The 21117-nt window shown below is 56.7% G+C and carries 19 protein-coding genes; 7 read left to right on the forward strand and 12 right to left on the reverse strand.

Translation table 11 applies throughout. From position 1 onward, the window contains the following. Nucleotides 1-147: 147 nt before the first annotated feature. Nucleotides 148-1569, forward strand: a complete 1422-nt coding sequence (locus ACVIN2_RS12370) for a Hint domain-containing protein (protein WP_456765811.1) — start codon at nt 148-150, stop codon at nt 1567-1569. A gap of 406 nt (nt 1570-1975) precedes the next feature. Here the strand turns inward: ACVIN2_RS12370 and ACVIN2_RS12375 are convergent, their stop codons facing one another. Beyond that, on the reverse strand, nt 1976-2707 hold the full coding sequence (locus ACVIN2_RS12375) for a hypothetical protein (protein ID WP_456765812.1): 732 nt from the start codon (nt 2705-2707) through the stop codon (nt 1976-1978). A gap of 1134 nt (nt 2708-3841) precedes the next feature. Between ACVIN2_RS12375 and ACVIN2_RS12380 the strand changes: the two genes are divergently transcribed. After that, nucleotides 3842-4153: a hypothetical protein gene (locus ACVIN2_RS12380; protein ID WP_456769701.1), complete on the forward strand. Its 312-nt coding sequence runs from the start codon at nt 3842-3844 to the stop codon at nt 4151-4153. Between the two features lie 121 nt (nt 4154-4274). On the opposite strand, the gene ACVIN2_RS12385 is transcribed toward ACVIN2_RS12380, so the two are convergent. Next, a complete protein-coding gene (locus ACVIN2_RS12385; protein ID WP_456765813.1) occupies nt 4275-4679 on the reverse strand; it encodes a hypothetical protein in 405 nt (134 codons plus the stop codon). A 1166-nt stretch (nt 4680-5845) separates the two neighbouring features. On the opposite strand from ACVIN2_RS12385, the gene ACVIN2_RS12390 reads away from it, so the two are divergent. The 3 genes from ACVIN2_RS12390 (at nt 5846) to ACVIN2_RS12400 (ending at nt 8613) form a co-directional block, all read left to right on the forward strand. Then, a complete protein-coding gene (locus ACVIN2_RS12390; RefSeq protein ID WP_456769702.1) occupies nt 5846-6169 on the forward strand; it encodes an ERF family protein in 324 nt (107 codons plus the stop codon). A 50-nt stretch (nt 6170-6219) separates the two neighbouring features. Next, complete coding sequence (locus tag ACVIN2_RS12395) at nt 6220-6762, forward strand: DUF968 domain-containing protein (RefSeq protein WP_456765814.1); 543 nt, start codon at nt 6220-6222, stop codon at nt 6760-6762. Nucleotides 6763-7386: 624 nt separating this feature from the next. Beyond that, a complete protein-coding gene (locus ACVIN2_RS12400; protein WP_456765815.1) occupies nt 7387-8613 on the forward strand; it encodes an acyltransferase family protein in 1227 nt (408 codons plus the stop codon). A gap of 1458 nt (nt 8614-10071) precedes the next feature. Here ACVIN2_RS12400 and ACVIN2_RS12405 read toward each other — a convergent pair. The 6 genes from ACVIN2_RS12405 to ACVIN2_RS12430 form a co-directional block, all read right to left on the reverse strand. After that, complete coding sequence (locus tag ACVIN2_RS12405) at nt 10072-10302, reverse strand: hypothetical protein (protein ID WP_456765816.1); 231 nt, start codon at nt 10300-10302, stop codon at nt 10072-10074. Between the two features lie 932 nt (nt 10303-11234). After that, nucleotides 11235-12806, reverse strand: a complete 1572-nt coding sequence (tnpC, locus tag ACVIN2_RS12410; RefSeq protein ID WP_456769703.1) for an IS66 family transposase — start codon at nt 12804-12806, stop codon at nt 11235-11237. Nucleotides 12807-12879: 73 nt separating this feature from the next. After that, on the reverse strand, nt 12880-13227 hold the full coding sequence (gene tnpB / locus ACVIN2_RS12415) for an IS66 family insertion sequence element accessory protein TnpB (RefSeq protein WP_456765771.1): 348 nt from the start codon (nt 13225-13227) through the stop codon (nt 12880-12882). Then, nucleotides 13224-13634: an IS66-like element accessory protein TnpA gene (tnpA, locus tag ACVIN2_RS12420; protein ID WP_456765772.1), complete on the reverse strand. Its 411-nt coding sequence runs from the start codon at nt 13632-13634 to the stop codon at nt 13224-13226. The genes tnpB and tnpA overlap by 4 nt, the downstream gene beginning before the upstream one ends. 1052 nt (nt 13635-14686) lie before the next feature. Next, nucleotides 14687-15418, reverse strand: coding sequence for a hypothetical protein (locus ACVIN2_RS12425; protein ID WP_456765817.1), 732 nt, complete (start codon nt 15416-15418; stop codon nt 14687-14689). Nucleotides 15419-15608: 190 nt separating this feature from the next. Beyond that, on the reverse strand, nt 15609-15842 hold the full coding sequence (locus tag ACVIN2_RS12430) for a helix-turn-helix domain-containing protein (protein ID WP_456769704.1): 234 nt from the start codon (nt 15840-15842) through the stop codon (nt 15609-15611). 87 nt (nt 15843-15929) lie between these two features. Here ACVIN2_RS12430 and ACVIN2_RS12435 point away from each other — a divergent pair, with 87 nt between their 5' ends. Continuing rightward, nucleotides 15930-16748, forward strand: coding sequence for a YqaJ viral recombinase family protein (locus ACVIN2_RS12435; protein WP_456765818.1), 819 nt, complete (start codon nt 15930-15932; stop codon nt 16746-16748). After that, nucleotides 16732-17859 (forward strand): ERF family protein, encoded by a 1128-nt coding sequence (locus tag ACVIN2_RS12440; protein ID WP_456765819.1) that lies wholly within the window; start codon nt 16732-16734, stop codon nt 17857-17859. Before ACVIN2_RS12435 ends, ACVIN2_RS12440 begins: the two co-directional genes overlap by 17 nt. 57 nt (nt 17860-17916) lie before the next feature. Here ACVIN2_RS12440 and ACVIN2_RS12445 read toward each other — a convergent pair whose 3' ends face one another. The 4 genes from ACVIN2_RS12445 to ACVIN2_RS12460 all read right to left on the reverse strand — a co-directional run bounded on the left by ACVIN2_RS12445 (nt 17917) and on the right by ACVIN2_RS12460 (nt 20702). Beyond that, nucleotides 17917-18099: a hypothetical protein gene (locus ACVIN2_RS12445; protein WP_456765820.1), complete on the reverse strand. Its 183-nt coding sequence runs from the start codon at nt 18097-18099 to the stop codon at nt 17917-17919. 379 nt (nt 18100-18478) lie between these two features. After that, a complete protein-coding gene (locus tag ACVIN2_RS12450) occupies nt 18479-18697 on the reverse strand; it encodes a hypothetical protein (RefSeq protein WP_456765821.1) in 219 nt (72 codons plus the stop codon). A 157-nt stretch (nt 18698-18854) separates the two neighbouring features. Next, on the reverse strand, nt 18855-19991 hold the full coding sequence (locus ACVIN2_RS12455) for a class I SAM-dependent methyltransferase (RefSeq protein WP_456765822.1): 1137 nt from the start codon (nt 19989-19991) through the stop codon (nt 18855-18857). 213 nt (nt 19992-20204) lie between these two features. After that, the gene (locus tag ACVIN2_RS12460; protein ID WP_456765823.1) at nt 20205-20702 is read right to left on the reverse strand and encodes a hypothetical protein; all 498 of its coding nucleotides are present in this window, start codon (nt 20700-20702) and stop codon (nt 20205-20207) included. Between the last annotated feature and the right edge of the window lie 415 nt (nt 20703-21117).

Here is a 21117-nt window from a genome sequence, read left to right on the forward strand (position 1 = left end):
AGAACGATTATCGCTGACTCGGAACTATTACGCTTTGTCGGGTCCTACTTGCCCTTGATGCAAGACATGCTATCCCACACCGCGCGCGGGTGGCGCACACCGGGCAATCGCTTGTTAGCAACTGTCCAGCAAGAGGGGCACGCTTAGATGACACAATACACTGAGTTTCCTGGTCCGTCGGGTTACAACGTCTTTCAACCGAACGGCATTAACGATTCAGGCGTGATCGTTGGCGTAGCCGGCAATCAAGGTCCCAGTCAGGGGTTTGTGTATCGCGGTGGCATCTACACCCTGTTCAATGATCCATCGGCAGGAACTGGGGCTAATCAGTATACAGACCCGACAGCAATCAATGATCTCGGCGATATCACGGGGATCTATTTCGGCGGCGACGGTATTGGTCACGCATTTCTCTACAGCGGAAGCACGTTCGAAACACTGCCCAATCCTTCCGGTTACAGCGCCTTCCAACCGAATGGCATCAACAACGCAGGCGTCATTGTCGGCGTTGCAGGAAATCAAGCACCCAGCCAAGGTTTCATCTATAGCAACGGCGTATACACTGCGTTCAATGATCCTTCGGCGGGATCTAAACCCGGGCAATACACGCTACCTACCGCTGTCAACGACTCCGGCGATATCACGGGAATCTACACTGACGACAACGGCGTTGCTCACGCGTTCATCTACAGTGGGGGTGTCTTCACCACACTTCCCAATCCTCCGGGATTCGATGTCTTTCAGCCCAAGGGCATCAGCGATTCTGGCTTGATTGTAGGGGTGGCGGGCAATCAAGGACCCAGCCAAGGGTTTATATATAGTGATGGTGTCTACACGCCGTACAACGATCCGGCATCTGGTAGCGGTCCCGGTCAGTACACACTTCCCACTTCGGTTAGTGGTCGAGGAGAAATCTTAGAGACCTACACCGACGGCAACGGCATTACTCACCAGTCCGTTGCAACGCTGGAGTCTGAAATTCCTTGTTTCTGGCACGGCACGCTGATTTTGACTTCCGAGGGTGAGGTGCCGATCCAAAACCTTAAGGTCGGCGATGTGGTAGTCACGGTCGATGGGCGCGAATGCACCGTCAGATGGCTTGGCCGACGCACAGTATCCAAGCTGTTCGCCGAACCACTGCGAGCATTTCCTGTTCGGATTAAGGCCGGCGCGATTTCCGACAATGTCCCTTCCCGTGACCTTTTACTTTCGCCCGATCATGCCATTTTTATCAATGATGTGCTGTTACAGGCGGGCGCTCTTGTGAATGAAACATCCGTTTTGCGCGAAACGGACGTGCCGCACACGTTCACCTACTATCATATTGAGCTTGACGATCATTCTTTGATCTTTGCTGAGAATACGCCGGCTGAGACATTCATCGATAATGTGGGACGTCTCAGTTTCGATAACTGGATCGAACATAAAAATCTGCACCAACGTGCTGAACCAATTCTCGAAATGAAATATCCGAGGGCGAAAGCTCACCGCCAGGTGCCGCGTTCAATCCGAGATCAGTTGACTGAGCGCACTGCTGACTTCTCGGAAGGGGATGCTTCTGCGGCTTAACGCTGCCCTGGGACGGCTGGGCAGGTTGATGTAGAAGTTGCATCATAGCGTCGATCGGGCGACCGACTGAAACAATCCCGTCTGCCCTATATAACGGACATTCAGCGGCACCGCGTCAACGGAAGTAATGGTCCGAAGCGGCTATTAGCGCTGTCGGCGACTTACTTCCCGACGTTTTCGAGCCTGTGAACGTCCGATGGTTGCTTAGCGTCTGACGGAATGCACCAAGCTACTATTTTCACAGCATTAACATTGCTGGCTTTGAAAGTGTCCCAAATGCCCGCACCAGCACTTTCACACGCCAACTTGTTGTCAAACTCCATGCTCGACGTGCTTTGCAACAAGAACGTCTTTCCATCGGGTGCCACAAAGAATGCGAGAAGCAAAATGAACTTCATAGCGGGACCTAACGATTGAATTGAAGATTTCGTATCGTCTGCTCATTTTGCTGCCGATCCAGTCTTTCCTTAGCCTCGGGCGATACCCCTTGCGGCGCTGCAGGCGCCCCGGACGGAGTACGTCGCACGCGAGCTGGTGGCCTTATGCGGGGCTGCCCGTCTTCTCGGAATCTAATGAAGTTCTTTTCGGGAGATGCTTCCGAGCCCTTCTGCTTTGTGAACGCTGGGAACTGGACGATGTTCGGAGCTGGCTTCGGGTCCTGCGTGAAGGTTATAGACAGCGTTTCATCGACTTCGTACCAACCACCGGCGTTTACAAAGTTTGTGCCTAGCGGGAAGTTGTACGTGAAATTGCCCGAGCCATCCAGGCGGACGACGATCTGTGCTGCAAAGGTTGGTTTATCGAAACTAACCGCTCCGGCCAACTCCGGCTGGTTTGTAGAATCAATGAGACGCTGCAGCCACTCCTGAATTCCAAAATCTTGGGCAAGCGCATGCGGAGTGGTCCTGGCATTATCACAATCGTAGTGGATCTTCTCGTTCAGAAGATCTCTGCCAGCCACGTAGTACGTAACCGCGCCGTTCTTCCAGGTCTTGATATCGATGCCTGCGCCGGGACTTGCGCCAACAGCAAACGTGTTGAAGTGATTTACCGCCGTGCCAGGAAATTTGGTGGTGCCGGTGAGACCGATGCGAGCGTTTAAATCCGTATCGACCTTCGGAGTCAGCTGGATCGACATGCTCCAATGCTGCGGAAAATCGGGCGGAAGTCGTGTGCCAGGGGGGACATGTTCGAAGGAATGCAGAGCGTCTCTTAGCTCACACGTTGCATGCAGAGTGATTGCCTTGATCGGCAGCGTAAGGTCAGGCGCCATCGCCGGCGTCGCTACGGAGCCAAACCCAAAAAGGCAGCTACCTAGAACGAAAACAGGTTTACCCCGCACCGGTTTTGCTCCCAAGACCCGCTGCTACCTTAAGGAGAGCATGAAAGCAGGTAAAGCTTTTTGTATTCGGGCCGATGACCGATGCTCTCGCAATTCGGAGATCAGCCCGGCAGCATTTTGCTGAAGAGCAGTCGTCCGCTGCGGGTAGTTCAACGGCGACCACCGAGAGCGGGAAAGTCCGATTAGTCACCTGAGCTGACATTGCCGTGCTTCCATCGCGCGATCTTTCACCACGAGAAAGGTTCCGATATTTCAAGCTGATAGCCGGGCTTCGGGTATTCGCTCCGGTATCACCGTTGCCCAGAGTGCAAGTTTAGAGGACGGCCGCTCCATTGATCACAATAGGAGTCCATCATGGCACGCGCATCGATTAGTCTCGTTAATGTCACCAAGCCGACGGCCAATACTCCGGTCCTTCAGCGCCGCACCAAGTTTACGTCCAGCATCGATCAGCAGATTACCAAGATTGGGCTGTTCCGTGGAGGAAAGCTCCTCATTCGGTCGCATCTGCGCCCGATAGAATGTCGAACGACAACCAATCACAAGAATTAAATATGATTCTTCGGAATCAATCTGCCCGAAATTCGACGTCTAACCCGCGCGGTAGATACAGCCTGCTGTCCGGCCTCCTACTACTCTCGATGCCAGCATCTGCTCTCATAGCCGATCTGATATTTCGCCATCAGAGCTACGGCTGGGTCAATGCGATTGATATGTTGATTGTCCCGCTCGCTATATTCTGCTGCATCTTCTCAACTATCAGAGCGATCCACCTGCTTAGGCGTAGCCCTTGCCGCGCAGTCGCCCTTGGTGGTGGCCGACGACACAGGCAATGCAGTCTGGCGCAAGTGCTTCACCAGAATAATCGCCAGATGTTCCGTAGCAGGGAACAATAGGCGGGTCACGGCGGTTCTCGCTCAAGAGCCTTCCATGAGCTTGAGACGGTCGATCGAGCGACTCGGACCTTATCCCTCGCTGTTTCTGCTGGCGCTTCCGACGGCGACGGTCGAACCTCTGAAGCTTGTCGCGGTGGCCGTGGCGGGAAAGGGCCACTGGATCGCCGGCACGGCGATGATCGTCGTCTGCTATGCGCTCAGCCTTCTGCTGGTCGAGCGGCTTTTCCAAATCGTCAAGCCGAAGCTTTTGATGATGCCGTGGTTCGCGAAACTCTGGGAGGCCTTTATTTCTGTACGGACGCGCGTATGGATGGCCCTAAGAGGGTGCGTCGGACTTTCGCCATGACCACCGATGCTCTGGAAAGCAGCCAGGCCTGTCGGTGGGGAAGACTTGCCCGACCGCTACGGTGCAAAGGCTGGCCCACTTTGATGCCTGTTTCGTCAATCGGCCGATAGCATTTACTCGCCTAATGTTTGCTTCGTCTGTTCCTTTGAGGTTGCTGTGGACTGGTATTTACCTCGGCATTCGACGAAGAGAGAGCATCTACCCGACCGCTGATCGAACCGAGCTGATCGGAGAGAAGCTTGCGTTCTCCTTGTTCTGCGGCAATCCGGCGTTGAAGCTGGCTCACTTGGTCGGCCAACGTCGTTTGACCGTTCTTAATGTCGTTCACACTTTGTTGGAGGGCCGCTAGGGTGTGCTGCGTCTCGTCACCGTTCAGCACCTGATGGGGCGCATTCGCGGCTTCGAGCGCCTCAATCCTGTTGTTCATCCAAATAACGCTTGCGACGCCCGCGAACACCACGAGAGCAACGATCACCCACGGAAGTGCCGATTGGCGCACGCGGGCCGGAGCTTGGGAGTCTTCCATTCTGACCTCGATTAGGACCGAGCGAACCTAACGCTTGGATCGAAGGTTTGTTGCCACTCCCCTTTTGCTGCCTGCATAAGAATGTGCATTTGCAAGATCTGGCGGACTGGCGAGGCCGCACGGAGGGAGAGACCTCAATGACGCGCCCTGAACGGAGGAAAACTTTCGGTTTTAAGGAACAACAGGGCCCATCCAGCATCGCCAAGCCGTTCCGAGCCGCCCCCTGGTCGGAGCAACAATGCGGCCCTCGCCTTCCCAAGGCGGGGGCCGTGCCACTGCAATTTAGGCACGGCCGTCCCTAGAAAATAAGAAGGGACCGACCATCTCTTATGCCAGCTCACTAGCCACAATTCCACAAGAGCTGTTTTCGATTCGAGCATAACGATGCCAGGTTCAGCTCTCGATACTGATGAGACAATACTCGACTGCGCGAGGCAATACGCGTGCTTGGTCGCGGCATTCCCTTTCGCGCATCGCGAGTGCAAGCAAGGCTTCCTCGATCAGATGGATCACTTCCTCGCACGCGGCAGCGAATTTCATCGGGTGGTTAGAAGAAGGAGGCAGTGGCGACTCTCTGGTGACATTCTGAGTTCGGTCGTCGGTCGAGCCGAAATCAAGCGGACAATCAGCACGTCTGAGGCCGAAGCCATACGACACTGTTACGCGACGCCATCCGTCTCTCATTTGGCTACGCTTTCGGGCGAAGAACTATCCGGATTAGCTGACCTCATGGAGGGATGGGCTCAGGATAAACGCCTCGATTGCCGCTCAACGATTGAGCTACTCGGTTGGTCCGATGGCATGCGGAGTTTGGTCGACGTGGTCGGCGACAACTACATGCCTCCGCCATTGCCCGCCGACACGAAGCCTTCGCTGTTCAAGTTTCTTGCGACCAAGATGCATAGACGATGAATCGAGCAGGGCTTCTGATCTCTGGCGAACTTCCTGCTCACGTTCCAAACCTGCTAGACCGAAGGTCTGGTTCAACTCAATCAGATTGAGTAGCGCATCTTCAATCGATCGGAGATGCGGGGAAGAAAAGCCAGGAAGCGAAGCCTCGCTTAAAGTAGCGGTCGGACGAAAGGCTCACCGCCGTCATTCAGTCCCCCTTCCCTCGGGAATCGGATCGAACGTTCCGCTACGCCTCGCTCGCGAGCGGGCTGGATATCGTCCGCAAGACCCTCAGCCAGCAGGAGATCGCAACAATCCAAACCACGCGCATCGAAGCTGATACCGGCCAGATCCACCTGACGACCATGCTCGCGCATTCCTCCGGCGAGTGGATATCGTCGGACTGGCCTGTCCGCGCGAGCAAGGAGACCGACGCGCCCCATCGAATGGGCGCGGCGCTCACATATGCTCGTCGGTATGCCCTTTTTACCCTGGTCGGCATTGCCGGCGAGGACGATCTGGACGCGCCAGACCTGGTTGTCCCTTCTCCAACGGCACCTCTGCCACAGCCGCTCAAGGACCAAAAGGTAAACCCTTAAAAAGTGTTCTGAACCGCGCGCCGACACTGGATTCGTGCCAATCAGCCGAAGTGCGGGAGCGCTTGCTAGGCGAACTTCAACCCCTAGCGCTGAGCGAGGACCTGCTTGCTTGGGCAAAGGTCAACTTACCGACCAAAAACACTCTTCAGGCAGCGGACGCAACTGCCGTCGAGACCGCCTATCGGTCGCGGCTTGAGGCGTCGGCCTCTCCCGAAGCAAACGCCAGCAATCAGGACTCGTCAGCAGCAGATCAACTTCGTCCGCTGGAGCCCATCGCAAGAGCGGACGTAGACAGCGAAGTAGTTGAAGTGGAGACCCGGCACCCCGCTCCCACCCTCGCCTTCCCGAAAGAGCCCCCGCGCAAGCGCAGCAAAGCACACCTCTTGTTTGTTCGAGAGCAACCCTGCTTGATCTGTAAGCAGTCGCCATCGGACCCCCACCACCTGAGGTTCGCCCAACCTCGAGCGCTTGGGCGAAAGGTAAGTGACGAATTTACCTCCACCGCGAGCTGGACCGACATGGTAACGAGAGGACTTGGTGGACCAACGTGCAGATATCCCCGCTTCCTGTCGCGAGGAAGTTATGGGATCTAGTCCTGTGCAGAGATTGCTCGGGTAAGGAGCATTTCGGTCAGGAGGAAACGGTACCACAGACAGCGACTTCATCGCTGTCACGATCAGTGCATCCTGTCATCGTTCGCGCGCTCGAGAGGGGAGCGGCGGCCATGAACCGCGGCGATACAGAATTGATCTGGCTTTCAACCGGCCCAGCTCTGCTGACACGAGCGTTCGCTTTGGAGTGGGCAGGGCAACGTCCAGGCGGGCTCCTCCGGCGAACCCAGGTACTTGATCTCAGCCACTTCAACGCGCGATCGGGATCCACTGCCCTGTCCAGTACAAATCGACAGACCGGCATTGGAGCCGTATCGCCTTCCGGCGCGACCGCCGACAAGGCAAGTCAAGCTTGCTTAGAGAAGAATCGCCTTTCCAGCGGTATCTATGCCGCGAGATCGATACACACGCGGTAATGCTCGGCGGATGAATGGACGCCCTAGCGGCCGTTGGAGGTCGCCGCAATCCGCTACTCCCACAAGAATGCGTGAGCTTCGCTGACGCATTTCCGGAGCCAAGACCATTCCTGAAGTTCTAACTAGCGTTTGCCTCCTGATATCCGCAGAATACTCCAATTATTTAAAATCGATTTTAGGAGACATTGCGATGGGCAAGCCGTCGGTTTCTCGTAATGCGTTTCGAAGCCTGTTCGCCGTGCGCGGCGCAGAAGCCATTCCCAGACGTCACCGCGCGGTGACTGAGAGCGACGAAGGAAATCTCAGCGCGGCGACAACCAAGACCGAGGTAATCAAGGTCAATCCACTGGCACCAACCATCAATTGGTCTCCGGCAACACCGGCCGCGGGGCTCGAGGGGGCCGAGGCGGTTATGAGATTTACTCTTATTGATGCGCTCCGAGGTATAGCAGCATTGAGCGTTTTGTTCTTTCATGCCTTTGCAGGAGGTCATACGCCGCTGCTGCATGACAGGCTGCCCAATTTAGTCCAGTGGCCCCTTAACCACGGCAATCTTGGCGTCTCAGTCTTCTTTGTCTTAAGTGGCTTTGTGATCTCGCACTCGCTGCTTTCTGTCGATTTGACGCGGGGGATGGCTGCCCGCTTCATGTTGAGGCGGTCCCTGCGTCTCGATCCCTCTTATTGGTTTGCTATCGCGGTTGGATGTGTCGCGGTTCTGATAAAGGGCGAACCACCGTTTACCGCGATGCAGATCGGTGCCCATCTTCTATACGCCCAAGATCTCTTGGATATGCCGGCCATCGCCACCGTGTTCTGGACGCTCTGCCTTGAGATGCAGTTTTATGTCGTTTTCGCGCTGCTCTTGCTTTGCAAATCGAGGAACACGCTGATTGCCGCCTTTGTCCTGAGCATCCCGCTCAGCCAGTTCGCGATCTGGAATGGGCTGTTCACCACGCAGTGGTACGGTTTCCTATTGGGAGTTGTGACTTATGTAAGCTGGAAGGACCGATCGCGATTAGGCTGGTTTCTCGCCTATGCGGGCTGTCTTGCTGTGCTCGCTTTTACTGGGCACGACCTATTTATGTCAGCATGCGTCGGGACAGCCTGCTTCATTCTTTTGTTAGGACATTGCGGAAAACTGGAAACATACGGCAACTGGGGAGCCCTGCAATTTCTCGGAATGATTTCTTATTCACTATACTTGATCCATGATCGCGTAGTGGGAGCCACGTTCCGGATTGCGCCGAGGTTTCCAGGTAACGGCTTAGGCAAAGAAATTGCTTCCTATGGAGCCGCACTCATACTCTCCATTATGGTCGCCTTCGCCATGTGGTTTGCGATCGAGCGCCCTAGCATGAGGCTCGCTCGTATGCTTCCGTTGACGGCTCGTGGATCAAGGATAATTGCAAATGCGTAATTCCCGTGTGCATTCGCCCGCTGTAGGACGAGGAATATGCTGGGATCGGCTTCAGCAGATGGCGAGGTTATCGATGCCGAAGCATGTTGAAGCCGATGCCTTGTTAGGCCGTCCCGACCCGTGCGGCTGATCCATGCGCTGCGCCCGTTCTTCGCCTGCCCGATATCGAAGAGAATGCGCCTCGCAAGTCAACTACCGGCAAGAAGGAGATCCCGCTCTCGCCCATCGCGGTCTGGCCTACCCCGGACATCCATCCGCGGGTAGTCACGCGAAGGAGGCAGAAGGTTAGGCTGCTGATAGCTGCTGTCGCCGCTCGGCCGGAGGGCCGTTGTTCAAACGCCCCACCGGCGTGCGATCACCTCAGGCGCGAGGATTGACGACCGTATAACCTCGTAGAGAACGCGCGTGGATTCTCGTGGCGCCTCCTCCCGAGTTGGCATCGTATGCCATCCATACGTCGCCGCTAACATGCTGCTCTAGGACAAACACGTGACCATGCCGCGCGGCAACCATTCCCGGAGCCGGCGTTGCGCGAGGAAATCGTAGCCAATTGGACGCGAGATTTAAGTCCGGCACGATGCGACCAAACACCTTGATGGATGCACCGCATCCGCAGAAGGCGCGAGGGCAGCCTGCCGGCCGGCTACCAACGACTTGTCCTCTGTCTACCGTGGCTTCAGCATACGACATCCGAGCGCGCGCCACCCGAAGCGCCCGCGATCGTCGTGAATTGCTGAATTGATATGGTTGCGAAAACGAAAAGTCGCAGGGCATCGTGACGTTGCACTCAGGCGCTTTATTAAAATTTAAACGGCGCGCTTCTGAAGCGGTGGCCCCGACAATGACCAAGACAAACGCGACAAAAACTCGGCTTAACATATGCAGGACTCCTACGGGTTAGTCCTGCCCCGAAGCTAAAAATGGCTTCGAGTTTGGCGAAAATTGGGCCTCAGACATCCAGCGTCGAGCGTCGATTTAAAACGAATTAAATCCTTATAAATGGAGCCGTTGCGCGTCTCCAGCGTGGGAAGCAATTTGGCCGCAGCGGCCGCGCTGCTCCCTCGGTGGTGCAACTGCGCAATCAACGCTTAGTGCCTTGAAACAAAGCGTTTCCTTTCGTTCGCGCGCAACTCGGGGCCGGGTGCTGTTGGATGGTGCTGGGTCCCAGGCGGAGCGAACGCTGCCCAATCGGCTGGATTAAAAACTGGCAGACGTGGTTTAATGTAGAAGGTTTGAAAACGCGGATAAGCTGCAGTGCCCGCCGCTTGCAGGAGCCAATTGACGTCCTGCGCCGCGACGAGAAGCTGGAACCGACCTATTCGCGGATCACGTCTGCGCTTTGGCCAAACCGCGAAGCGCCCGTTTCTGCTTTGTAAGCGCCGCCCGCTCGTAGCGCTCGAGGCAGCGCAAACTCTCTGCATCGACCTGTTCGAGCAAGGTCATAGCGCAGTCAGCATGTCAAAGCGAAGTTGATGGATCTTGGCGGGCGATATCCGCGGTCGCCTTGATACCAAGAGCGGCGATGATCGACAAGCAGATGCGCTCGATTGACGAACCTTTGCTCGTCTCCCGTCGTGACAGTCCATGGCGAAGCGCGTTGGCGCTGGAGCGGGCCTTGCCGGACACCGATTTGGGACCTGTGCTCCATTTGGCATTTCTACGATTGGCTTCGATTTGTAAATTTCCCATCTGTGCCTCACGCCCGCTTCTGCAGCTTTGCGAACAGTGCACGCCGCTCTAAGGGTACTCTTTGCCTCGAGAAGGCGAGGTGACTGGGCACGACCATATTCCGAACATCGCGCGCACTACATGGGCGCTACCGAACTTGCCGCCCTCACCTCGCAGGTTCATACTCTTCCCTGCTATCGCGATGGTCTCGCCGCTGAGGCTACGCTTTTGGCGGCTTAGAAGGAATGTCGCAATTTTGCAAATCAACAACGGTTGTAAACGCTGCTGGACAAACAATCCGGTACCATACGTGCGCCGCTCTAACGGGCGCCTTTGAGCCTGCATGATGTCGAAGACGTCGTCATGACACCGGTCTCGCACTTAATGCACGCGTTGACGCATTGATCGAATTTCCTCTGATCAAACGTTGAATACAACTTTGCTGCGCACGCATTTGTCGCGCCTGTGACGTCGTCATCACCCGCAAAAGCGGCGAGCGCTGTGGCACCCGCCAAGATCGCTTTCCGCACAGGATCCCCCTGCTCACAGGCGCAAAGCTTAGATATCCGCGACCGGCTTAAGCACTTGCAGCGCACGCAAGGCGACCGGCTTAATTGACTTGGCGCTGTCCCGCAAGATGTCGCGGTTTTCGGGATGGCAGCAAATGCAACCGCAATTACGCCGTCCGACAGTGAATGCAAAACACGCAGTGCGAGGAAAAGTCATCATGAAGCCGCTCCTTGCCAAAGGAGGCCCCGCGAATCGTTCTAGCCGGTTCAGGCTCCCAAGTCGATCTCCGGAGTAGTGACGCTTTCGGCGATGCCCCCCACCATCCGGCGGGGACCCTCGTCTGTATTGTGCTCGTGCCCAACAACCAGCGTGGGTACGGCGTTAACAGTACGCATCCGGTGATGGCCCCTGGTTAGGCATCTTGAGCGGATGGCTGACCGCGCTTATGCGGCGTGAGCGAGGTTCTGAGATCGCCAATTCCAGGGCATGAGTTCGTGGATGCGCTTGGCGGGATGATCCGGGAGACGGGCCAGCACGTCGGCAAGCCAAGCCTGTGGATCGATGTCATTGAGCTTGGCGGTGGCGATGAGGCTGTAGATGGCAGCCGCACGCCGGCCGCCCTCATCCGACCCGGCGAAGGTCCAATTTTTTCGTCCCACGGCGACCGACCGTAGCTCACGCTCAGCAGCATTGTTCGACATGCAAAGCCGTCCGTCATCAAGGAAGCGGCTAAATGCACCCCAGCGGCTGAGGCAGTAATTGATCGCTTTGGTCGTGTCGTTGTTCCTGGAGAGCTTGGCGCGCTGCTCGCGCAACCACGCCTCCAACTCGACGATCAAAGGGCGGCTACGTTCCTGGCGCACACGCAAACGCTCCTGCGCAGGAAGTCTGTTGATCTCGCGCTCGATGGCGAACAGAACATCGACGCGCTTGACCGCCTCGGCCGCGATCGGCGCCTTGCTGAGCCGCGCGAGATCAAAGAACTTGCGCCTGCCGTGCGCCCAGCACGCGGCCTCGATGATCGGACCGCCCTTGCGATTGGCCTCGTAGAGCCTGCCAAAGCCGGCGTAGGCGTCGGCCTGCATCAGTCCGGCATAGCCCGCGAGATGCTGCTCCGGATGCGCACCGCCACGATCGGGCGAGTAGAAGAACACGGCCGCCGGCGGATCTGGGCCGGCAAACGGACGGTCGTCGCGCACGTAAGTCCAGAGCCGTCCGGTCCGGGTCTTGCCCTTGGCCAGGACCGGCACCGTGGTGTCATCCGCGTGGATGCGCTCGGCTGCAAAGACGTGGCTCCGGATCGCATCGACCAGAGGCATCAGGGTTGCCGCGGAGGCACCTACCCAGTCCGCGAGCGTCGATACGTCGAGGTTGATGCCTTCACGCTGGTAGACGTCGCTCTGACGATGAAGCGGCAGGTGCAGGCCGTACTTGGCGAACAGGACATGGGCCAGCAGCTTGGGCCCTGCACGCCCGCGCGCAATCGGGTGCGATGGAGCCGGCGGCTGAGTGATCGCTTCGCAGGCCCGGCAGACGAGCTTCTCGCGCACGTGCTGGATCACCTTCCACCGGCGCGGAACGAGCTCCAGCGTCTCGGTCACGTCCTCGCCAATTTTGCGCAATCGGCTGTCGCCGCAGCATGGGCAGGTGGCAGGCACCGGATAGACAATGCGCTCCCGCGGCAAATGCGCCGGCAGCGGACGGCGGGCCGGCTTGCGGCGCTCGAACGATGGCACCGCAATCTTCTCGGCTGCCATCTGCGCCGCGGTCTCAGCTTGCGCCGCGTTCTCCTCCAGGTCGGCGAGCTGTAGCTCGAGCTGGTCCAGCAATGCGCCTCGCTCGGAGGACTGTCCGAACTGCTCGTGCCGGAGTTTCTTGATCGTGAGTTTGAGCTTCTCGATCAGCAATGTCCCCGCCTGGGCCTCGGCTTCCGCGGCCAACCGGGCCGCTCGCTCAGCGCGCAGCATCGCCTGCAGCGTGGTCACATCGTCGGGAAGAGAATCATCAGCACCCATCGTCGACCAGAGAATCACAAGACGCGATCTTTGTCCGAACCGCTGATCGTGCCACCGATTCAAATCCCAGCGATCAGCCAGCCGCCCGCGGTCGCCAGGTACGTTGCGGCATCCGCCAGTCAATGCCCTCCAGCAGGTAGCCAAGCTGGGCGGGGGTGATTGTCACCACGCCATCAGCCGACGACGGCCACAGGAAGCGGCCGCGCTCCAGCCGCTTGGCATAAAGCGACATGCCTAGTCCATCGTGCCAAAGGATCTTGATCAGCTTGCCGCTTTTGCCACGGAACACATAGAGGTCGCCGCCGTGCGGGTCTCGCGTGAACGCTTCCTGCACCAGCAAGGCCAGCGAGTTCATGCCGCGACGCATATCGGTGTGGCCGGTCGCAATCCACACCCGCACGCCCGACGCAATGGGGATCACCGTAGGCGTCCATCTGCCAGCGCCGCCACGGCGGCCTTCAGCGTCGCCGCGTCGACCGTACCCGTGATCCGCATCCGAGCCCCGGCAGTAAACTCGATCTCAATCGACCCGCCGCTGCTGGCCGGCGCGACTGGACAAGGTGTCGGCCCTGATTCCGCGACCACTATCGCCGGTACGAAGCCAGGTTGATCGGCGGCATCCTTCGGCTCCGGCTGAAACGAGCGTCGCCATCGCAGCAGCAATGAGCGCGAAACGCCATACCGCCGCGCTGTTGCTGCGACTTGGCGCGGCGCCTGTAAGCTCTCCACGACGATCTTGAGCTTCTCATCCTCGGACCAGCGCCGCCGCCGGCCCGTGTCCACCACCTCAAGCCGTTCGACTTGGGCGCTGCGCCTATCACTGTCCATAAGGACAGTTCTCAACAACACGCCTCATTCGGCAAGGCGGCCTTCACCGGACGGATACCGTTAACACCGCTAGGCCAAGAGTTGGATCGTCAGCCATCAGCCTCGACCATCGGCGTGCTTGCCGGCACCAATGAACACTTCTTGTGAGGTCAGTCTCATCGGAAAATCTCAGGAACACCGCCCCTGACACGAGCCGCCCTGCTTGGCAATCACCTGCAGTCTTCATCAACGCGGCGGCCTTGAGACAATGGCCGGGAAATACAGCCGAATGGCATCTAGGGTCTCGTGCTACTGCATTTCATGACGTGAAGCTCGATACCGGCGGCAATCGAAACCGCGGGTGAGATGTCAACCGTGCTCAACAATAGATCCACAAAATCGAAGGTGAAAAGTCTCACGATGCACCGGTCTTGTCCTCCCTCCAAGCTACGATCTGATGCTTGTTGGTGAAATCACTCTTCATCTCCCAGACCGTCTTGCCGTACTCAGTTCGAAACGCTGGGCGATCTGGGTCCAAGATAATCTTAAGTATGGTTTCTCCAACAACCTGAAGCCTGTACCGTAGTAGCGGGTTCTCAAAAACATCGCTGCTGATTCCAATGTCCTTGTCATCGTGCTCAGGGAACTGGGTCTTGCTCGCGAACGATTGGTAGCAATCAACTGTGACCTACGGCAGTGACTCAGCTGCCCTCTGCGCGCAAACAGACGAAGATGTAACAATGGCAAGGAGTGACACCATGGTAAACGCCTTCATTTGATTCTCCACTTTGGCCACACTTCATCAATCGTTCATGACTGCTGCGTCCGGAAATTCTGATCTGGCACTTTCCTGAGTCCATTGTAGATTGGAGCTCCAGGTTCAGCTTGTGCTCGCGGCGCGGTCGCTATGAGGGTGGTGAGTTCTAGCGTTCCTCGCCATCGAAGCAAATGAAAAGCGCTCAAAACCGGTGTGTCGAGTCGTGAGTCATGCTGGGGACGCAGAGAGGATCACGCATCTTCGGGACACCAGAACGAACCTTTTAGGAAACTAACAAGCGGCGGCAGGCTCACTCTCAAACAATACGTAAGCTGAAGAACCGCTTCAACAAGCGATCAATCGCTGTGTCGAAACGTTCTTCGAGATCCAAATCGGCAAATATCCGCTCGGATGTCGCAAGCTTTGCGGCGGCCTCGTAGTATCCGGTTGGAAGTGCGTAGCGCTTCTTCACCATCGGGAGGAGCACTTCGTCGACCTCGCGTTTCAGCGCAACAACCCAGTCCGAACGATCCGGAAAGTTCGCTTCCGGTATCTTTTCTTGCAAGTGATCTGCGAATTCTTTCGGGAGCATTCTGATCATGTGCAGCACGAGCGAACTGTTGATGTACCGGTAGAGGCTTGAGCTAAAATGAAAGAGCTCTTCGTATTCGGTTTTAGTACGAACACGGTCAGCATCCTGTGCGTTTTCCAACAATGCCTTTGCGCGGTCCAAAGATGTATCAGAGAGTGGTAATGGATGCTGCCACAGGACTTTATATTCAATGCGCTCGAATTCAGCTGCGAAGTCGATCGATCGCTTGTGCTGGACCCGTAGCTTGCGCCACATAAGGATTGCGATGCCCCTGATGCAGTCTTCTTGGACGGGGCCGCGGGGGTGATACTGGTCCGTCAGCTCGGTGCAGATCCTTTCGAAGTCCTCTGCATTCTCCCACGGGAGGATGTCGATCGCTGAGAACGCGCCGTGCTTCATCGCATTCGGCTTGCGAAACCGCTTCGCCGGCTCTTTCTGCTTTTTGGGCCGCGACATGCAATATCCGACGAGACGCGCAATCGTTGCTAGATTATTGCGAGCGAGTTCGTCCCGCTACCGATTATCGAAGTCATGAACCATTTTTTACGTTGGATTACACCAGCGGCGATCAGCCTAGCTGCGCCACCCGGACCCGCGAATTCGACGGTAAGCTTCTAGCAAGCTCAAGGGCGTGGGCCAGCTATCGTCATGGGCGCGGTTTTGCGCGCTGCTGCGCGGGGTCGTTGAAGCGAACACCGGGACCTCCACCATTCGCTTCAATGAAGACAATGCCCTGCTCTTCAAGCACTCGCTTGATGACTGTCAGGGTGCCTTGATCGCCAGCGTACCTTCCTACTTCGATGTTGGTGATCGTATTCCGATGAAGGCCTGTAGCGGCCGCCAATTCCCGAACTGTCCATCCCAAAGCAGCACGCGCCATCCTCAGTTGTGCACTTGTCACACGCCCTCTCTTGTGCCATTGTCACATGTGCCAAATGCACATTGGCTTCATCAGGAGTAATAAGCCATGCCGATTTCAAAGACCATCGAGAGGCGCGAATTCATCGGGGGGTCAGACGCCCGGACCATCATGGGAGAGGATCAGGACAAGCTCGTCAGGCTTTGGCGCGAAAAGCGGGGCGAGATCGAGCCGCAAGACCTCAGCCGGGAGCTCATCGTCCAACTGGGGACCATCACCGAAGACCTCAATCGCACCTGGTACGAGCGCAACTCACAGCAAACCGTGCGTGACGTCCAGCGCCACGTGCGGCATTCCGTCCATAAGTGGATGGGAGCCACCCTGGACGGACGCGTCGCTCAGACTGGAGCGGTGTTCGAAGCCAAATTCATGCTGCCGTGGAATTTCTCAGAAGAGGCGGCAGCCGAAAAGCATATGGCGCAGCTGCAGCACAACATGTGGGTCGTCGCGACACGCTCTGCCGTGCTCTCGATCATCACGGGCGGAGGCAAGTGGGTCGAAATCACCGTCACTGCCGATCCGCTCTACCAACACCTGCTGCTGACCGCGGAGAAGCGGTTCTGGCGCTGCGTTCAGACCGGCGAGCCCCCTGTCCTGTTCGGGATCGAGGCCCCCCGGCCCCGGCTGGAGGCGGTGAAGGTCGTCGACATGTGCGGCTCGAACTCCTGGGCGGAACTTGCCGCAACCTACCTGCGAACCCGAAATGCCCATGGCGAGCATGAACTCGCGAAGGGAGAGCTCAAGAAGCTCGTCCCGGAGGACGCCAAGGAGGCGATCGGGCATGGCATCAGGGCCAAACGATCGAAGTCCGGCGCCATCAGCTTTGACGCCATGCAGACGGAGGTCGGCCATGCATCAGTCCAGTGAGCGCATCGGCACCATTGCGGCAGCGTTGGCTCGCGCCCAGGCCCAGCTTACCAATCCGGAAAAGAGTCTCACGGCTGTGATTCAGTCCCCCTTTCCACGGGAAGCGGATCGGAGTTTTCGCTACGCTTCGCTCGCGAGCGGGCTGGATATTGTCCGTAAAACTTTAAGCCAGCAGGAGATCGCGACGATCCAGACCACGCGCATCGAAGTTGAGACTGGGCAGATCCGTTTGACGACGATGCTCGCACATTCCTCCGGGGAATGGATATCGTCGGACTGGCCAGTCTGCGCCGGCAAGGAAACCGATGCGCCTCACCGAATGGGCGCCGCGCTCACATATGCCCGGCGCTACGCCCTTTTTACATTGGTCGGCATCGCCGGAGAGGACGATCTGGACGCGCCAGACTTGGTTGTCCCCGCGCCGACGACTCCTCTTCCACCAGCCGCTCAAGGACCAAAGGGCAAACCCACAAAAAGTGTTCTGAACCGCGCGCCGACGCTGGATTCGCACCAATCAGCCGAGTTGCGGACGCGCATGCTCGGCGAACTTAAACGCCTAGTACTGAGCGAGGACCTGCTTGCTTGGGCCAAGATCAACTTACCAATCAAAAACACTCTTCAGGCAGCAGACGTAACTGCCGTCGAGGCAGCCTATCAGTTGCAGCTCCAGGAGGTGGCCTCTCGCGAAGCAAACGTCAGCAAACAAGATTCATCAGCAGCAGATCAAGGTCCCACTCTGCAGCCCGTTACAGAAGAGGTAGCTGACAGCGAGAAGGCCGAAGTAGAGGTGGGTCACCCCGCTCCCGCTCTCGCCTTCCCGAAAGAGCCTCCGCGCAAGCGGAGCAAGGCCCACCTTTTGTTTGTTCGGGGGCAGCCCTGCCTGATCTGCAAACAGTCGCCCTCGGATCCCCATCATATCAGGTTTGCCCAACCACGAGCGCTCGGACGAAAGGTGAGTGACGAGTTTACCGTACCGCTCTGCCGGCCCCACCACCGCGAGCTGCACCGACATGGTAACGAGAAAACCTGGTGGACCAGCGTGCAGATATCACCCCTTCCTGTCGCGAGGAAGTTATGGGAATCTAGCCCTGTTCAGAGATTGATCGGGTGAGGGGCATTTCGGTCAGGAGGACAAGTTCGATTAATAGCGACTTCATCGCTGTGACGCTTAGTGCATCCCGTCCTCGTTCGCGCCCTCGACATGGGCACGGCGGCCATGAACCGCGGCGATACCGATCTGGTCTGGCTTTGAACCGGCCCGGGCCTGATAACCCGAGCCTTCGCTCTGGAGTGGGCAAACGGACGTACGGGCGGTCTTCTCCGACGGACCCAGGTGCTCGACGTCGGACATCTCCAACGCGTGATAGCGCGATCGGCAACAAGGCGCCGATATCGCTGTTGAATGGCTCATCGGCGCCCCCGCCGGCATGAGCTAAACCCCGGAAAATTCCAGCATCAGCTGGCCTAGTTTTGGGGAGCACTTCAGGTTCAGGCCGGACTCTAACTCCTTCTGGAGGAAATACTCAGTGGCAGGCCAAAAGCGCTCAAATGCTTGCCGGCTGTTGCATGGCTGCAGAGAGCAGGACGCTAACGTAGAGCGAATACTTAAACCCCAATATAAGCCCAACGTCCTTTAGACATTCACCCGCGGCGCTCCAGCACCCAGGGGCGATGATTCAGAGAGGCAGCCTGCCTTGCATGCTATGCCGGCGCAACCGAAGCCTCCCTGCTCAGCTGACCAATTTTCCAAGCTCGTTCAATTCTTGCAGCGCTCTCCGCTCTTTAACACTTGCCTCTGCAATGCGAGCCCGTGCTTCCGCGTTGCGGGCTTGAGCTTCGGCGTTACGAGCAATTGCTTCGGAGATCTTGGCAACCATCTCTTGTTCCTCCAGTTCTTTGGAACGATCCTGAGGAAGCAGGTCACGATTGGAGCCAAATGATTGCGACATCTCAAATTCTCACGTTGTTCACGGGCATTTTAGAGATAACCGCGCAAGATGACAGTAACAAGGCAGTGCCCAGTTTAAGGTAAACCGCGTTGTTCCGTTGATAATCTTGGAGCTAAAGTCAAAGCGACGAGGCGCAAGGCAGCGGCCCAAATCGAGACTAGTCTGTATCCATTCTTACAAAAAGGCCGAGCCGTCTCTTATCCGCTGAACCATGCAGGTCGCTTGGCCGCAGCGGCTCTGGCGTTCGCAGCGTGACGACATGACCGCCCTTCGGAAGATCCAGAGTTGCGCTCAGCTCGTACTTTTGAAGCCCTCGTGCTTTTTCGAGAGTGGCCCAGCGATCAGAGCAAAAAACATAGCACTCACTAGCGAACGCTGGGCGAATCTCCGAATGAAACGGCACTGTGAAAACAACCTTGGCATCATACGGCAAGGTGAAATCCCAGTTCACTGAACTCTCGGAAGTCCACCGATGCGAATCCTCGATTACGCTCCAGCCCTTAGCTATGGTCGAAAGTGGAGCTAAAAGATCGACGAAAAAGGTCGGGCTCGCGTTGAGCCTGATCGGCGGAATACCTCGAAAAAATGCATGGTATTTGCCATCAGAAGCAAACTGCAGATCAAAGAGCTTCGCGAGTTTGGCAAGAGAGCGATCTCCGTAGATGGAGATGTGTCCATTTCTAGGGGCGATGTACCAATGCCCACCTCGAACCTCGCATATATTTTTCGGTTGAGTTAGAGTGGTGAACAGGATCGCGCAGTCGTCCTTCATAAATGAGAGGACGTCTCGAACAGTCGCTATTGGGTCCGGCGCGTGCTCGAAGACTTCGAAGGCCGTGGCGACATCAAACCATCCGGCGGGGCGCAGCGGACTGGAGAATGGATCGTAGTTGGTGACGCTGGAAACTCCAAGCTTTGCTAAGTGACGGGAAAGCGCGCCATTGCCCGAGCCGAAATCCAGCATCAAGAGTTGACCGATTCTCGGGAAAGTTGAGGCAAGCCTCGATGCCTCGCGTCTTGGTCTGATGTCGAGATATTCTCCGTCGACCCTATTGTAGTCGGAATTGTAGATGCGTTCTGCGAAGTCGCTGTTGGACCAAGTGTCGCAATGACGCGTAAAGATGAACCCGCAATCCAAGCATTGGAAGTAGTAGACTGGTTCCCCGCGTAATCCAAATGCATAGGGCAGGGTTTCGCTGCAAATTTTATTGAAATCCACAACATCAAAAAGCTCAGCTCGACCCTGGCAAATCTTGCATTGCGAAGCATGCTGTTGCGGAACGGGAAGCTGCATGTTGCCAATATTTTAGAGTCTTAACAGGGGTAGTGTGCCAGAGTAAAAGTACCCCAGCAAGTTGAGACTAGTTCACAGGACAAGTGCGTTCGGTAAATTCACGGCGACATTGTCCACGCTGTTTTTACGAGGCAATCGAGCGTACATTCGACGGCCCTGAGAATATCTCTTGTCGATGGGGGGAATGGTCTGGTTAGTGACGACGCGGGCTGCTCACTCGGGGCCACTCTCAATGGTGCGGCGAGCGAGCGTGGTTCCGCCGAAGGTTCTCACTTCCAAGGTTGTGTTTTGGGTCAGCTCCATGTCCGCGGGCAAATCGAGTGAGAAGCTGCACTTACCATCGCCATAGCCGGCCACTAGTAAATCACTTCGAAATGTATTGACCGTGACCGTCGCGATCTCGGTGTCGTTTCGAAGTATGGTCAGTACGGCGCGGTTGGTTGGAAACTCCGGATAGTAAGCCCACCCGACAATCTTCTGATGTGTGAACGTGTCGAAGTGGTATCGCAGCTGGGCGGTCTTAAGTCGGTTAGAGAAGGCAAGGTTGATGAGATCGATGTCTTGTTGAATTGCCTGTCGGGCCGCCGTGAACTCGGAAATTTGCCCTAACTGGGTCAGGAGTTGCAAGCGGTGCAACTTCTGTTCCTCCAAGGCAGCGTAGTTCTGCATCTTGACGTACAGATTAACGATCGCCTGAAATCCCTCGCCCATCGCCCAGCCTGTGCGTGGTCATTGCCCGCCCCTGGATGGCAGATTTCGTTGCCGGAGGCAAATCTGAGGAGACGGGAACGACGTGAAGCACTCTAAGGCACACGTTGACGTATTTGGTGTTAGTAAGATATCGGGATAGGCCCAATATAAACGATATCAAGACATTTCCGTTGTCTTGAGAATCTACTTTGATAACAACAAAGTGCCGATGGCAGCTGACGCTTACCGAAGTATCTTCAGGCAGCAATAAGGGGGTATCATGGGTTCGCCTTCATGCCCTCAGAAAGATTAGTTACATGCGAACGATCGCAGTCAGTCGCTGAACGGAGAAATTATTGGCCGCATAGTCAATAAAGGTACTAAACCAGGTTAGCTAAGTGCAAGAAAATAAAAGGCTACTGTGACTATGACCCAC

It is taken from the genome of Bradyrhizobium sp. USDA 3650 (assembly GCF_054057395.1).

What these genes read in the sequence shown, in the direction of transcription:
- ACVIN2_RS12370 (WP_456765811.1), top strand. Translation starts at nt 148, where the DNA reads ATGACACAATACACTGAGTTTCCTGGTCCGTCGGGTTACAACGTCTTT.
- ACVIN2_RS12375 (WP_456765812.1), bottom strand. Translation starts at nt 2,707, where the DNA reads ATGTCGATCCAGCTGACTCCGAAGGTCGATACGGATTTAAACGCTCGC.
- ACVIN2_RS12380 (WP_456769701.1), top strand. Translation starts at nt 3,842, where the DNA reads ATGAGCTTGAGACGGTCGATCGAGCGACTCGGACCTTATCCCTCGCTG.
- ACVIN2_RS12385 (WP_456765813.1), bottom strand. Translation starts at nt 4,679, where the DNA reads ATGGAAGACTCCCAAGCTCCGGCCCGCGTGCGCCAATCGGCACTTCCG.
- ACVIN2_RS12400 (WP_456765815.1), top strand. Translation starts at nt 7,387, where the DNA reads ATGGGCAAGCCGTCGGTTTCTCGTAATGCGTTTCGAAGCCTGTTCGCC.
- ACVIN2_RS12405 (WP_456765816.1), bottom strand. Translation starts at nt 10,302, where the DNA reads ATGGGAAATTTACAAATCGAAGCCAATCGTAGAAATGCCAAATGGAGC.
- tnpC (WP_456769703.1), bottom strand. Translation starts at nt 12,806, where the DNA reads ATGGGTGCTGATGATTCTCTTCCCGACGATGTGACCACGCTGCAGGCG.
- tnpA (WP_456765772.1), bottom strand. Translation starts at nt 13,634, where the DNA reads ATGGACAGTGATAGGCGCAGCGCCCAAGTCGAACGGCTTGAGGTGGTG.
- ACVIN2_RS12425 (WP_456765817.1), bottom strand. Translation starts at nt 15,418, where the DNA reads ATGTCGCGGCCCAAAAAGCAGAAAGAGCCGGCGAAGCGGTTTCGCAAG.
- ACVIN2_RS12430 (WP_456769704.1), bottom strand. Translation starts at nt 15,842, where the DNA reads ATGGCGCGTGCTGCTTTGGGATGGACAGTTCGGGAATTGGCGGCCGCT.
- ACVIN2_RS12435 (WP_456765818.1), top strand. Translation starts at nt 15,930, where the DNA reads ATGCCGATTTCAAAGACCATCGAGAGGCGCGAATTCATCGGGGGGTCA.
- ACVIN2_RS12440 (WP_456765819.1), top strand. Translation starts at nt 16,732, where the DNA reads ATGCATCAGTCCAGTGAGCGCATCGGCACCATTGCGGCAGCGTTGGCT.
- ACVIN2_RS12445 (WP_456765820.1), bottom strand. Translation starts at nt 18,099, where the DNA reads ATGTCCGACGTCGAGCACCTGGGTCCGTCGGAGAAGACCGCCCGTACG.
- ACVIN2_RS12450 (WP_456765821.1), bottom strand. Translation starts at nt 18,697, where the DNA reads ATGTCGCAATCATTTGGCTCCAATCGTGACCTGCTTCCTCAGGATCGT.
- ACVIN2_RS12455 (WP_456765822.1), bottom strand. Translation starts at nt 19,991, where the DNA reads ATGCAGCTTCCCGTTCCGCAACAGCATGCTTCGCAATGCAAGATTTGC.
- ACVIN2_RS12460 (WP_456765823.1), bottom strand. Translation starts at nt 20,702, where the DNA reads ATGGGCGAGGGATTTCAGGCGATCGTTAATCTGTACGTCAAGATGCAG.